The 13,065-nt window shown below is 67.4% G+C and carries 11 protein-coding genes and 1 riboswitch; of the genes, 6 read left to right on the top strand and 5 right to left on the bottom strand.

What is annotated here, in order from left to right:
• Window positions 1-632, top strand: a 632-nt coding sequence (locus P3L18_RS22000) for an HNH endonuclease signature motif containing protein (RefSeq protein WP_276115225.1), incomplete at its 5' end; no start/stop codon positions are given.
• Window positions 633-748: 116 nt separating this feature from the next.
• Here the strand turns inward: P3L18_RS22000 and P3L18_RS22005 are convergent.
• The 3 genes from P3L18_RS22005 to P3L18_RS22015 all read right to left on the bottom strand — a co-directional run bounded on the left by P3L18_RS22005 (window position 749) and on the right by P3L18_RS22015 (window position 5,946).
• Window positions 749-2,383 (bottom strand): PucR family transcriptional regulator, encoded by a 1,635-nt coding sequence (locus P3L18_RS22005; protein WP_276115226.1) that lies wholly within the window; start codon window positions 2,381-2,383, stop codon window positions 749-751.
• 117 nt (window positions 2,384-2,500) lie between these two features.
• Window positions 2,501-4,672 carry a glutamine synthetase III gene (locus tag P3L18_RS22010; RefSeq protein ID WP_006368289.1) on the bottom strand — a complete coding sequence of 724 codons (2,172 nt, stop codon included), beginning with the start codon at window positions 4,670-4,672 and terminating at the stop codon, window positions 2,501-2,503.
• Between the two features lie 137 nt (window positions 4,673-4,809).
• On the bottom strand, window positions 4,810-5,946 hold the full coding sequence (locus P3L18_RS22015; RefSeq protein ID WP_006368290.1) for an FUSC family protein: 1,137 nt from the start codon (window positions 5,944-5,946) through the stop codon (window positions 4,810-4,812).
• Window positions 5,947-5,996: 50 nt separating this feature from the next.
• On the opposite strand from P3L18_RS22015, the gene P3L18_RS22020 reads away from it, so the two are divergent.
• Complete coding sequence (locus P3L18_RS22020; protein ID WP_006368291.1) at window positions 5,997-6,524, top strand: MarR family transcriptional regulator; 528 nt, start codon at window positions 5,997-5,999, stop codon at window positions 6,522-6,524.
• An 89-nt stretch (window positions 6,525-6,613) separates the two neighbouring features.
• Window positions 6,614-8,209, top strand: coding sequence for a GMC oxidoreductase (locus P3L18_RS22025; RefSeq protein WP_276115227.1), 1,596 nt, complete (start codon window positions 6,614-6,616; stop codon window positions 8,207-8,209).
• On the opposite strand, the gene P3L18_RS22030 is transcribed toward P3L18_RS22025, so the two are convergent.
• A complete protein-coding gene (locus P3L18_RS22030) occupies window positions 8,198-8,776 on the bottom strand; it encodes a TetR family transcriptional regulator (protein WP_276115228.1) in 579 nt (192 codons plus the stop codon). The two genes, P3L18_RS22025 and P3L18_RS22030, sit on opposite strands and share 12 nt — an antisense overlap.
• 157 nt (window positions 8,777-8,933) lie before the next feature.
• Between P3L18_RS22030 and P3L18_RS22035 the strand changes: the two genes are divergently transcribed.
• The 3 genes from P3L18_RS22035 to P3L18_RS22045 all read left to right on the top strand — a co-directional run bounded on the left by P3L18_RS22035 (window position 8,934) and on the right by P3L18_RS22045 (window position 11,776).
• A complete protein-coding gene (locus P3L18_RS22035; RefSeq protein ID WP_006368294.1) occupies window positions 8,934-9,371 on the top strand; it encodes an SRPBCC family protein in 438 nt (145 codons plus the stop codon).
• 9 nt (window positions 9,372-9,380) lie between these two features.
• Window positions 9,381-10,214, top strand: coding sequence for an SDR family NAD(P)-dependent oxidoreductase (locus tag P3L18_RS22040; RefSeq protein ID WP_026919908.1), 834 nt, complete (start codon window positions 9,381-9,383; stop codon window positions 10,212-10,214).
• A 155-nt stretch (window positions 10,215-10,369) separates the two neighbouring features.
• Window positions 10,370-11,776 carry an NAD(P)/FAD-dependent oxidoreductase gene (locus tag P3L18_RS22045; protein WP_079929147.1) on the top strand — a complete coding sequence of 469 codons (1,407 nt, stop codon included), beginning with the start codon at window positions 10,370-10,372 and terminating at the stop codon, window positions 11,774-11,776.
• A 33-nt stretch (window positions 11,777-11,809) separates the two neighbouring features.
• Here P3L18_RS22045 and P3L18_RS22050 read toward each other — a convergent pair whose 3' ends face one another.
• A complete protein-coding gene (locus tag P3L18_RS22050) occupies window positions 11,810-12,769 on the bottom strand; it encodes an ABC transporter substrate-binding protein (protein ID WP_276115229.1) in 960 nt (319 codons plus the stop codon).
• A 207-nt stretch (window positions 12,770-12,976) separates the two neighbouring features.
• Window positions 12,977-13,061, top strand: a riboswitch (SAM riboswitch).
• The last annotated feature ends 4 nt before the right edge of the window (window positions 13,062-13,065 follow it).

Genomic DNA, 13,065 nt, shown 5'->3' on the forward strand with positions numbered 1-13,065 from the left:
TGGAGCCGGTTGTCGAACCCGAGGTCCCCGATCCGATGGATGAGCCGACGCCGGATGAGGTGCCGGTGGCGTTCGGGCGGGCCCTGGTCGTGCCCGGTGCACCTGTATTGACGGTCCTGAAAGATCCCGACGGGATTCTCGTGCCCCGGTTGCAGGGATACGGGCCGATCGACCGCGACTACGCCGCCACCCTCGCGGAGATAGCGAAAACCATCCATTACCCCGAATCCGTACGTGCTGCGGGACCACTCCTCCCGCAGATCTCCGACCGGCCCCAAGCCCCACCGGCGGATCCGACGGGACACGGCGGCCACACCGCGCCACCCCCTGGGGCATTGACGTATGCACCCAGCGCTGCGTTGCGCGCTGAGGTGCTGGCCAACGACGCCTGGTGCCGGTATCCGTACTGCGGGATGCCGTCACACCTGTGCGACCTCGACCATTGGCGGCCGTTCAACCATGCCGATCCCGAGGCCGGTGGGTGGACGGTGCTCGGCGATCTGATCCCGCTGTGTCGGGCCGATCACCAACGCAAGCATCTTGCGGAGTGGGTACCGACGCTCTTTCTGGATCGGAGGGTGGAGTGGCGGAACCGACGGAGCGGGCAGGTGATTGTTACCTATCCGCGGTGACGGGGTTCCACTGTGGGATGGAACCAGCTGTGGCGCACCGGGTCTCGAGGCTCCTCGCTGGCGCTCGTCGCACCTCGACCACCAGGAACAGGGCGCCTCGACCACCACGAAAAGCACTACCGGGCGCGAAGTGACAGCGCCACCACCAGTCGGGTGGCGGGGTCGTCGAGGTCCATGTCGGTGAGGTCGCGAATGCGACGGATGCGGTAGCGCAACGTATTCGGGTGGATGTGGAGTGCCTCGGATGCGGCGCGGACGTCGCCGAAATGATCGAGATAGGCGCGCAGTGACGCGGTGAGGTCGCCGCCGGATTCGGTGTCGCGGTCGGCGAGTTCGACGACGCGCCTGTCGATCAGGTCGGGGTTGGCCGAGAGCAGGGCGACGATCTCGCCGAGCAGCACCCCGGTCTGGGACGCCGACACCGTCGTCACCGGGTCGATGAGATCGGACTCCCGTTGTGCCGCATCGAGAACCCGATCGGCAAGTCGGCGTAGTTCGGGGACCTCGGACAGTCCTGCTGCCGGTCCGGCGACGACGGCGCGCACCGATGTCTGAAATTGCCGGTCGGCGGCCTCGACCGCCGAATGAGCCCACGCCAGGACCGAGTCTACGCCGGGGCCGTTTGCCTCCGACCCGTCGCCCGGCAGCACCACGTAGGCACGTGCCCCGAGGGTGGTGGTCACCGACAGCGGCCGCAAAGCGCTGGCGTGCAATGTCAATGCCGACACGACACCCGCCGGAATGCCCGAACCCGCGACCTCGCCGACGCTCGGACCGCGACCGGCGAAGCCGACAACGATCACCGGTGCGTCGGAGGCGATGCCGAGTTGCGCCCCCAGATATCCCGCGTCGATGCTCTCGCCATGTGCGCCGAGGAGCCGCCGAACGATCTCGTCGTGACCGGTCCCCGCCGCCCGGCGTCGCGAAATCACCCGTGCCGCAACGGCAGCGGCCCCTCGAAGGATGGTCTCGGCGTCGGTGGCGAACTCCGAGTCGCCCTGCTGTAGCCAGACGACTCCCAGGAAGTCCGGACCGGAGCGGATCGGTGCAGCCATCCGCGGCCGTAGACCCAGGTCGGCGCGCGCGGCCACCCGCACGACCCCGTGCGAGGTGCGCAGGGCGTCCATCACCCCCCACTGGCGCAGCCACGCCAACATCTCCGGTGGGCCCTCGCGACCGAGAATCGACAATCGCCGTAGCTCGTCGGCCTCGTCACCGGCGCGACTGTAGGCCAACACGTGTGAACGTTGATCCTCGATGCTGACCAGGCCGTGGGTGCGTCGGGCCACCTCGGCGGCGAGTTCGAACAGGTCGCCGCTGGTGCCCGACGCCCACGCCCCGGACGCCAATGCATCGGGGTCGCCGACACCTGCTGCGGTGTCGAGGACGCGGATCAACAACTGGTAGATCCGCTCCCACCGTGCGTGCGGGTCGACGTCGATGACCGCGATCCCCGCTGCGGCGAGCGCCTCGGTCACTCCCGAACCGGGGGATTTGAGCATCACCGCAATCGGCGGAGCGGCAGCGATCGTCGGAAGCCAGTGCACCACATCGGCTTCCGACGTACCGACCATCAGGAAGACGTCGGCACCGCGCGCGGCGGCGCCCAACGGCAGGCGCAGGTCGTCGGGGTCGAGCAACGCCACCGACCCGACGGTCACGTCGAGGCCCCGTGGTGCCTCCACCAGCGTCACGAGCGTCGCGTCGAGGGCGAGCACCAGCCGCCCCAGCCCGATCCGCGCCTCGTCCATACCCTCGAATCTACGGCCCCGGCCGATGAATACACACGTGCCCGCCGGGGAAGAATCCCGGCGGGCACGTGCGGGGCTGCAGAGTGGATCAGTACGAGGTGGATCGGTACGGGGCGATCACAGGATCGTGAGCATCTCGTTGTAGGTGGGCAGCGGCCACAGATCGTCGGCGACGATGGTCTCGAGCTTGTCCGACGCGGTCCGGACTTCGGCCATCGCCGGGATGAGCGAGGCGAGCGCGTATTCCGACTCCGCCTCGACGGTGTCGCCGTGGAATCCGGCGATGGCCTCCTCGAGGGCGTCCATCTTCTTGTTGAGCGCCTTGACCGAGGTGGTCATCGTCAACAATGCCGGGGTCTCCATGTCGATGCCCGCGGCCTTCAGGCTCGCCGCGGTGGACGCGAGCTCGCCCATGTACCGGGTCGCGGCCGGCAGGATCATCGTCTTGGCGATCTCGAGGGTTTCCTTCGCCTCGACCAGCAGCGCAAGCGCGTACTGCTCGAGTACGACCTCCTTGCGGGCCTTGAGTTCCCGCTCGGACAGGATGCCGTACTTGGCCATCAACTCCTTGATCTCCGGCTCGTCGAGCTGGGCCATCGCGTCGACCGTGGTGCGCAGATTCAGCAGACCACGAGACGCCGCCTCCTCCTGCCAGGCATCGGAGTAGCCGTCGCCGTTGAACACGACCTTGCCGTGATCGGTGACGATCGCCTCGAGCAACTTCTGCACTGCCGCATCGAAGTCGGTGCCCGCGGCGGTCTCCGTCTCCAGGAAGGTGCACACGTAGTCCAGCGAGTCGGCCAGCATCGCGTTGATGGCCACCATCGGGTCGGCGATCGACTGGTTGGAGCCGGGGGCCCGGAACTCGAAACGGTTGCCGGTGAAGGCAAACGGGCTGGTGCGGTTGCGGTCGCCGGCGTCGGCCTTGAGCGGGGGCAGGGTGTCGACGCCGAGTTCGAGGACGCCGGTCTGCTTGCTCTCCTTGGCGCCGCCCTTGGCGATCTGGTCGAAGACGTCGGCCAACTGCTCGCCGAGGAAGATCGAGATGATCGCGGGCGGGGCCTCGTTGGCGCCGAGGCGGTGGTCGTTGGACGCCGAGGCCACCGACGCGCGCAGCAGGCCACCGTACTTGTGCACACCGCGGATGATGGCCGCGCAGAACACCAGGAACTGCTCGTTCTCGTGCGGGGTGTCGCCCGGATTGAGCAGGTTGCCCTGATTGCTGTTACCCAGCGAGAAGTTGACGTGCTTGCCCGAACCGTTGACGCCGGCGAAGGGCTTCTCGTGGATCAGACAGACCATGCCGTAGCGTTCGGCGACCTTCTTCATCGTCGTCATCATCAGCTGCTGATGATCATGGGCGAGATTGGACTTCTCGAACACCGGCGCCAACTCGAACTGGCCGGGAGCGACCTCGTTGTGCCGCGTCTTGGCCGGGATGCCCTGCTTGAACAACTCGCGGTCGAGCTCGATCATGAACGCCAGCACACGATCCGGGATGGACCCGAAGTAGTGGTCGTCGAACTCCTGGCCCTTGGACGGCTTGGCGCCGAACAGGGTGCGGTTGGCGGTCATCAGGTCGGGTCGGGCGAAATAGAAATGACGGTCGATCAGGAAGTACTCCTGCTCGGCTCCGGCATAGGAGACGACGGTGTCGACGTCTTTGTGTCCGAACAACTTCAACAGTCGCATGGCCTGCTTGCTCATGGCCTGCTGGCTGCGCAGCAGCGGTGTCTTCTTGTCCAGGGCCTCACCGGTCCACGAGATGAAGATCGTGGGAATGCACAGCGTGTTGCCGTTGGGGTTCTCGAGGATGTAGGCGGGGCTGGTGACATCCCACCCGGTGTAGCCGCGGGCCTCGAAGGTGCCGCGCAGACCTCCGTTGGGGAACGACGATGCATCCGGCTCGCCCTGCAGCAGCGTCTTGCCCTGGAATTCGGCGAGCGAACCGTCGGAGCCGTCGGGCTCGAGGAACGAGTCGTGCTTCTCGGCGGTGAACCCGGTGAGCGGGTAGAAGACGTGGGCGTAGTGCGAGGCACCCTTCTCGATCGCCCAGTCCTTCATCGCCGAGGCGACGTAGTCGGCGAGAGTCGGGTCCAGCGGCGCGCCCTTGTCGATGGTGGCCGACACGGCCTTGAACACGTGCTTGGGGAGACGCGATTTCATCACCGACAGGGTGAAGACGTTGCGGCCGAAGGTGTCGGCCAACGGCTCGGGGAAGCCGTCGGTCTCCATCTCGTAGGTGGTCACGGCCTCGATGGCCTGACGGCGCGACATGCTGCCACTCATGGGGTACTCCTGGGTTGGGTGCCCCGGATCGTCGACTGGGTGTCGTGGTCGGGCCGGGGCGTTGTGCGAGCGATACGAAGCTATGAGTGACAGGTACCCGCATCGTTGCGCCAATGTGACGTACGTGAAAACTCGGTTCAGTTTCCTGTTGTGTGCAGGTCACGTGAGGTGATGGCGAGTGCGGCAACGACGATGCCCACCACGATGCCGATGCCGGTGTCGAGCACTCGGTCCACCGCCATCTCGGGTGACAGGCCGGCGCCCAACCCGGTGAGCAGCAGTGCCATCGGGGTCACCGCCAGTGAACAAATCGCGTAGTTGACGGTGGAGAAGATCTCCGCGCACGTCTGCAGGACCACGATGGCCGCCACCGCGCCCCAATAGCCGAGCGGCAGCGCGAGCAATGCCGCGGCGATCGCCGCACCGCCGATGTTGCCGAGCAACCGGGCCACCCCGCGACTGACCGTGTGGTGATAGCTCACCCCCTGCATGGCGGCCATCGCTCCCATCGCGGCCCACATCGGGTGCGCGAGCCCCGCCGCCGCGGCGACTCCCGCGGCCGCCGCCGCGGCCACCGTGATGCGGGCCGCCGAGATCAGCAGATGGCGTCGGGTGTGCGAGGAGTGACCTCCGGACAGTTGCGTCCACAGGGATTCCCGCGCAGCCGATCCGGGGATCTCGGTGCGGCCCCGGCCGGTCGACATCGCGATCAGCCAGGGCGCCAACGCGGCGAGCAGGCCGATCACCGAGCCCAGGGCGGTGGCCGCGACAGCCCGGCCGACGTCGGAGAGATCGCCCGCGAAGCCGGCCGCTCCGGTCGCCGCGAAGACGAAGATGATGCCTCCCGGGCCGACGATGTGCAGCGCCGACACCAGATAGGCGGCGGCACCGGCGAGGGCCGAGATGACGCCGATCTCGACCACCAACGATCCGGAGAATGCGCCGAGCGCGGCACCGATACCGACGGCCGTGGTGATCGCGACGGCAAGCACTCCCAGCCGGCCCGCACGTACCGGATAGGGGTCGGGCCGGCAGAACGCCGAAATCAGTGTGCCGAGAGCGGCCAGTCCGGCGATGTCCCGATGACCGGTCAGTCCGCCGATCACCAGGACCACGCCGACGGCCATGCCCACCCGCAGTGGTGCGGCGTAGCCGATCCGGCTGGTGTCCACCGACAACGCCTCCCGCCACGCCCGCACGCTCACCGCGTGGCGCAGTGCGGCCCGACGGGAGGGGCGAGCGGGCAGGGCGAGGTAGGGAGAGGCCGTGGACATGAAATTACTTTATCACTATTTTACTAGTAAAATATGTGATCGCGACTACGATGAGCCGCGTGACCGACGCCGCCGACGCAGCCCGGGATGCGGGCCCCCGCGACCTGGTCGACCGGATCATCGACGAGTGGGCGCAGGCCTTTCCCGATATCGACGTCGCCCCCATCGGCGTACTCGGTCGGGTTCAGCGCATCGCTGCGATCTCCAATGCCCAACTCGACCGCAATCTCGAGGAGCACGGAATCGGTCGATCGGAGTTCGACGTCCTCGGTGCGCTGGTGCGCGCCCGGCGGCCGCTGCGAGCCAGTGAGGTCGTCTCGACGACGACACTCAGTGGTGCATCGATCACCAAGATCAGTGAAAGTCTTTCTCGGCGAGGGCTCTTGGAGCGCAAGAAGTCCGAGCGGGACGGTCGGGTCGTGCTGCTGCGGCCCACCGACGCCGGCCGCAGGCTTGTCGATGCCGAGTTGCCACGCCGCCTGCGTGACGACGAGGACGCACTGGCGGCATTGACCGACCGGGAACGGGCGACGCTCGCGGCGTTGCTGCGCAAGATCTCGCTCGTCGTCGGCGGCTGACCGCCGCTTACACGCAAGTTCTTGACACAATCTGGAAACACTGTCTAGTTTTCTCGCAACACTCGACGTTGCTGTCCGACAGGGGTTTCATGCGCACATTCTCTCGCCGTCAGGTGCTCGCCGGTGCCGCCGGCGCCGGGGTCACCGGGGTGATCGCCTCCACCGCCGGGGTCGGCCGCGGCTTCGCGACGCCGGGCCGAGCCGTTCCGACCACACGCGAGGAACACCGCGTCGTGGTGATCGGCTCCGGATTCGGTGGGGGAGTCACGGCCTTACGGCTGACCCGTGCCGGGGTGCCGGTGGTGCTCCTCGAACGCGGACGACGCTGGCCGACCGGACCGAATTCGACGACCTTCCCGAGTGCCACCCATCCCGACAAGCGCATCCTCTGGCACCAGTCGACACCACAGGTCTTCGGTCGTCCGCTGTCGGTGGAACCCTATGTGGGCCTGTTCGAATCGATTGCCGGACAGAACATGACACCCATGGTCGCCGCCGGCTGGGGTGGGGGCTCACTGGTCTATCAGGGCATGACCCTGCAACCGTCGGAAGAAGTGTTCGGCGCGCATTTCCCCGCCGGTCTCGACTGGCCGTCGATGAACGGCACCTACTATCCGCGGGTCGCACGCATGCTCGGCGCGCAGGTCGCCCCCGACGCGTTGATCCGCACCCCCAACTACCGGGTCGTCCGCGAGTTCGCCGCCCATGTGCGGCGCGCCGGACTGCCGGTGCAGAAGATCCCGATGCCGATCGACTGGAACTATGCCCTGGCCGAGGTGGCCGGGAAGATGCGCCCGTCCTACACCAACGGCGACGGCGCGATCGGCGTCAACAACGGCGGCAAACACAGCGTCGACGTCACCTACCTGGCGCAGGCGGAACAGACCGGACTTCTCGATGCCCGAATCCTGCACGACGTCACCGAGATTCACCGCGAACCGACCGGCCGCTGGCGCGTGACGGCGAACCGGACCGATGAGACCGGCCGGGTCCTCGAGACCGTGATCCTGTCCACCCCGACGTTGTTCCTCGCCGCCGGCTCGATGAACACCAGCCGAATGCTGGTGCGCGCCGGGGCAACCGGAGCGATCACCGATCTCCCGGACGCCGTCGGCACCGGCTGGGGCACCAACGCCGACCGGATCTACATCTGGAATGCCCCCACCGCCGATTTCGTTGCGGCGCAAGGGGTTCCGGTTGTGTACGGCAGCCTCAACTGGTCCGACCCGCAGCACGCGTTCACCGTCATCCAGGCGTCCATCCCGCCGATCCCGGTCAACACCCACTCCACGATGATGGTCGCCTACGGCGTCAGCGCCGGGCGCGGACACTTCATCTACGACGCCGCCACCGACCAAGCGGTCCTGCAATGGCCGCACGAAGGGGACTCGATACTCCAAAACCGTTACATCACCCCGGCGGTGAACCGCATCGCCGGACCGGACTCCACCCTGATCGACACCAACGCAGTGCTCCCGTCGACCTGGCATCCGCTCGGCGGCGCGTCCATGGGCACCGTGTGCGACCTGGAAGGTCGGGTGCACGGCCAACGCGGACTCTACGTCGTCGACGGTGCACTGATGCCCGGCACCTGCGCCGCCTGCAACCCGTCGATGACCATCGCCGCGGTCGCCGAACGCGCGCTGGACCGCATCGTCGCCACCGACGTCGGCTCACTCATCTGAGGGTGTCGACGCCGCCGCGGTGGGCATGGCCTCGAGGGCGGGCCGGAGCCAGCGGTCGAGGAAACCGCGCAATTCGGCGTCGGTGCGGGCGGCGTCGTCGACGACCACCAGCGACAGGCTCAGCAGGGCCGTCATGTCGACGATGTCGTCGACGTGCGGTGCGTACTGCGGCGACGCCACGATGATCGGGTGCAGGATCTGCGTGGCGACCTCGCGGGTCCTCGACATCGCGCCGTCATCGAAGAACGGATGGCTTTCCTGCGAGGTCATGAGCATCGACAGAGCCGGATCGGCCGCGGCCATCGAACGGCCGGCGACGATGAATTCGACGAGGTAGTCGGTCAGATCGGTGATGCCCTCGAGCCGCGCGTGGATGGCGCCCATCGCGGTGATCGCGAGCTCGCCGAGCGCCTGGGAGACGAGATCCTCGCGGGAACCGAAGATCGAATACACCGTCTGCCTCGACACGCCCGCCGACGCGGCGACGGCCGCGATACTCGCCCCGGCAAAACCCTCAGTGGCGATCAGGCTGAGCGTCGCGTCGATGATCTTCCCTCTCGAACGCATGCCCTCGATTATGACGCCGCGTCCGCACCCGCCCTGCCGCGCCACGCTGGGCCGGTGGGTTGTGTGCCGGGCCTGCGCACCGACCGCCTACTGTGGGCTGCACGACCTGCCGCCACCGGCGGGTCTCGGCTCACGTCGACAGGGGAGGTTCAGACCAATGAGTGTGGTGCGCCATTCGTCCACGATCGAGGTGGCACGCGACCGCGTGTTCACCTACATCAACGACTACGAGAACGTTCCGGAGTACATGTTCGGGATTCATCAGTTCACTCCGCGGACAGACCTGACCAGCGGCAAGGGCTCGGTCTTCGACGTCGCGATCAAGGCGGGACCGAAGACTCTCAAGTCCACGGTCGAGACCGTCGAGTGGGTCGAGAACGAACTCATCGTGCTCAGGGCCATCGAGGGCTTCCAGGCCAACACCACCTGGCGCTTCGCCGACCTGGATGCGGGCGGTACCAAGGTCGACGCCGAATTCGAGTACATCCTGCCCGGCGGTTTGGCCGGAAAAGCGCTGGGCGCGATCATGGATCCGTTCGCGGCCCAGGCGATCAAGCACACCGACGCCAAGCTGCGCTCGGCGCTCGCGGAGTAGTCGCGCGTGGTGAATGTGGCCGCGACGTTGTTCGACCTGGCGCAGCGGCGATCGCTGTTGCCGGGCCCGGTGGAGAACGCGGTGACCGGACCCGGTCGTGATGTCTCCGGCCTGACGGTGCTGGTGACCGGTGCCTCGGCAGGTATCGGGCGCGAAGCGGTGCGTGCGCTCGCCGCGCGCGGCGCCCATCTCATCGCCGTCGCCCGCCGCTCCGACGAGCTGCGGTCATTGGCGTCGGAGACCGGATGCGACCACATCGTCGCCGACCTGTCCGCCGAGGCCGGCGTGGCAGCGCTTCTCGACGAACTCGGTGATGGGCGGATCGATGTCCTGGTGAACAACGCGGGACGATCGATCCGCCGGTCGATCCTCGACTCCACCGATCGGCTGCACGACTATCAGCGGACGATGTCACTGAACTACTTTGCCGCGGTCCAACTCTCGCTGGGTCTGCTGCCCGGGATGGTCGAGCGCGGATCCGGCCAGATCGTGAACATCTGCACGTGGGGCCTGATGGCGGGAACGTTCCCACGCTTCTCCGCCTACGCCGCGTCCAAGAACGCCCTCGGGATCTTCGGACGCAGCCTCAACGCCGAACGTCCACACCCCGGCGTCTGCGCCACCAACGTCTACTACCCACTGGTGCGGACCGAGATGATCGCTCCCACAGCGGAATACGACGACGTACATGCGCTCGACGTGGCCGAGGCAGCGAACTGGATCGTCCGCGCGATCACCCACCAGCCCGAGGAGGTCGCACCCGCGGCCCTGCGTGCGGTGCTGCCCGTCCTCGACTACCTCTCACCGGCGGTCGCCGACCGCGCCATGCGCTCCCTGACCTGAGCGCACCGGGACCGAGCACGTAACAAAGCCCTCGCGCCGGGCGTGATCGTGCGCTAACCTCGGCAGTGCGACTGGCGCAGCCGGAATCGACCGGCAAGGAGCACGTTCGGAGACATCGTCCGCCTGGGTGTCGATCCCCGACGAAGGAACGTGCCATGGCCCGATCACAACCCATCACTGCCGCACATCCCAGCGATGCCGCACACCCCGCGCAGACCGGCCGCCACCACGTGGTGATCATCGGCTCGGGTTTCGGCGGGCTCGCCGCGGCTCGCCGGCTCGCCCACGCCGATGTCGACGTCACGGTCATCGCCCGCACCACCCACCACCTGTTCCAGCCGCTGCTGTATCAGGTGGCCACCGGGCTCATCTCGCAAGGCCAGATCGCCCCACCGATGCGGGTGATCCTGCGCAATCAGCGCAACGCGCGGGTCGTCCTCGGCGACGTGGAGAGCATCGACCTCCAGCAGCACAGGGTCACCTCGCGTCTGCTCGACCGCGAACTCACCACCGGTTACGACAGCCTCATCGTCGCCGCGGGTGCCGGCCAATCCTATTTCGGCAACGACCATTTCGCGGAGTTCGCACCCGGTCTCAAGACCATCGACGACGCCCTCGAACTCCGCGGACGTATCCTCGGCGCCTTCGAACAGGCCGAGTTGTCCACCGATCCCGACGAGCGTGCCCGCCTGCTGACGTTCGTGGTGGTCGGCGCAGGTGCGACCGGGGTGGAGATGGCCGGGCAGATCGCGGAGATGGCGGCCAAGACGCTGCGCGGCGCCTTCGACTCCATCGATCCGACGCAGGCGCGGGTCATCCTCCTCGACGCGGCGCCGTCGGTACTTCCGCCGTTCGGGCGCAAGCTCGGAGGACGGGCTGAAAAGCGTTTGCGCTCACTGGGAGTCGATGTCCAACTGGGGTCGATGGTCGTCGACATGGATTACGACGGGCTGGTGGTCAAAGACCCCGACGGCACCACCCGACGCATCGAGAGCCAGTGCAAGGTGTGGTCGGCGGGTGTCGCGGCCAGCCCACTCGGCCGCCATCTCGCCGAGCAGAGTGGGGCCGAGACCGACCGCGCCGGACGGGTCCGGGTGCAGCCAGATCTCAGTCTGCCCGGCCACGCCGAGGTGTTCGTCGTCGGCGACATGATGGCACTCGACGGGGTGCCGGGCCAGGCCCCGGCGGCGAACCAGTCCGCGCGGTACGCCGCCGACACCATCATCGCTCGGCTCAACGGCAGTCTGCGGGCTCGAAAGCCGTTCTCCTACTGGGACAAGGGGTCGATGGCGACGGTCTCGCGGTACTCGGCGGTCGCCAGCGTGCCGATCCCCGGGACGTCGCGGCACATCGAGTTCTCCGGTTATCTCGCCTGGCTCGGATGGCTGTTCCTGCACCTGATCTACCTCGTCGGATTCCGCAACCGCTTCACCACGCTGATCGATTGGCTCTTCGCGTTCACCTCGCGCAGCCGCAACCAACTCGCGGTCACCGAGCAGCAGGTGTTCGCGCGCACCGTGATCGACCGGCTCGAGGAGATCGAGGAACGCGGCGCCGCCTGAGGCGCCGCCTGAGGCGCCGCCGGGGGCGAGCGCCTACAGTTTCGCCAACGCCGGCGTCAGCTTGTCGATCGCCCACGGCACCGAGTAGATCGTGGGTCCGCCGAACGCCGACGCGGTGTCGTTGGTGAGGAACACCGTCGTGCCGCGGCGCACCGCGGGCAGCGAATCCCAGCCGGGTATCGCATCGAACGCCTCGGGCCCGCCGACCAGCGGCCAGAAGATCAGTAGGTCCGAAGCGAAGATGTCGATACGTTCGGCCGACACGATCGTGCGTGCGCCACCGGGCGCGAGCCCTTTGACCGCCGGGTCGAGAACCAGGCCGAGTTCGGCGAGCAGTTTCGCGGAGGGGTCGGTGTCGCTGGTCACCACACCGAACTGATTCTGCGGGGTCAACTGTCCGAAGGTGAACGACTTGCCCTGGCTCGCCGGGTATTTCGCCTTGGTGGCCGCGATCTGCTGCTCGACCTCGGCGACGGCCTCATCGGCCTGCTGTTGCTTGCCGAAGATCCGGCCGGCTGTCGTCATCACGTCCTGCCAGCTGTCGGTGACGGTGTCGGTGGCCATCACCGGGATCGTCGGGGCGATCCGCGTCAGACGGTCGTAGGCCGCGCGATCGGGCAGGTATCCGGCGAGGATCACCTGCGGGGCGAACCGCGCGATCGCGGCGACGTCGGGGGTACCGGCCTCCACGTCATAGGTGACGATCGTCGACGAGTGCTCCGGCGTCCAGGCGAAGCGATTGTTCGGGCCCGAATACCCCTGCGCGAGGAACTCCGCCGTGATCGGGACTCCGAGGCGGATCAGCGAATCCGACCACGCGCCGCCGAAGGTCACGACCTTGGTCGGATCGCTCGGAATCGTCGTCGATCCGTACTGGTGCTCGACGGTCACGGTCTCCCCCGCGGACCCGGCCGGGTCGTCAGGGGAGGAGCACCCGACAAGGGCGACGAACACCAGGGTCAACAGGCCGGCGAGAACTCCACGAACGCGCATCTCGTTAGGCTAGGCTAAATCGCCTGTATCGGACAAGACTGACGCGGGCGTTACGGCGTCACCGCCCGGCACCGATGCCGTCCGGGCGTCCGGGTTAATCCCACGGTGACCGAAAGTCTGTGCCGCGTAGACGCCCGGGCGCCGTCGACGTACTCGAGCAGCTCCTGACTTTCTTGCCGTGTGCCGCGCCGTCGACCTACCGTGAATCGACCATCTGGAGCGACCGAGAGACCCGGCTCGTCGACGTCGCAGCAACCCCAGAGGAGGGTGCTAACGCCGGGATCGATGGGAGTCGG

Source organism: Gordonia sp. N1V (genome assembly GCF_029269935.1).
GTDB lineage: Bacteria > Actinomycetota > Actinomycetes > Mycobacteriales > Mycobacteriaceae > Gordonia > Gordonia polyisoprenivorans.

Excerpts from the sequence above, each read along its gene's own strand:
- P3L18_RS22030 (WP_276115228.1), bottom strand. The coding sequence starts at position 8,776 with ATGCGTTCGAGAGGGAAGATCATCGACGCGACGCTCAGCCTGATCGCC.
- P3L18_RS22015 (WP_006368290.1), bottom strand. The coding sequence starts at position 5,946 with ATGTCCACGGCCTCTCCCTACCTCGCCCTGCCCGCTCGCCCCTCCCGT.
- P3L18_RS22005 (WP_276115226.1), bottom strand. The coding sequence starts at position 2,383 with ATGGACGAGGCGCGGATCGGGCTGGGGCGGCTGGTGCTCGCCCTCGAC.
- P3L18_RS22010 (WP_006368289.1), bottom strand. The coding sequence starts at position 4,672 with ATGAGTGGCAGCATGTCGCGCCGTCAGGCCATCGAGGCCGTGACCACC.
- P3L18_RS22020 (WP_006368291.1), top strand. The coding sequence starts at position 5,997 with ATGAGCCGCGTGACCGACGCCGCCGACGCAGCCCGGGATGCGGGCCCC.
- P3L18_RS22050 (WP_276115229.1), bottom strand. The coding sequence starts at position 12,769 with ATGCGCGTTCGTGGAGTTCTCGCCGGCCTGTTGACCCTGGTGTTCGTC.
- P3L18_RS22025 (WP_276115227.1), top strand. The coding sequence starts at position 6,614 with ATGCGCACATTCTCTCGCCGTCAGGTGCTCGCCGGTGCCGCCGGCGCC.
- P3L18_RS22035 (WP_006368294.1), top strand. The coding sequence starts at position 8,934 with ATGAGTGTGGTGCGCCATTCGTCCACGATCGAGGTGGCACGCGACCGC.
- P3L18_RS22045 (WP_079929147.1), top strand. The coding sequence starts at position 10,370 with ATGGCCCGATCACAACCCATCACTGCCGCACATCCCAGCGATGCCGCA.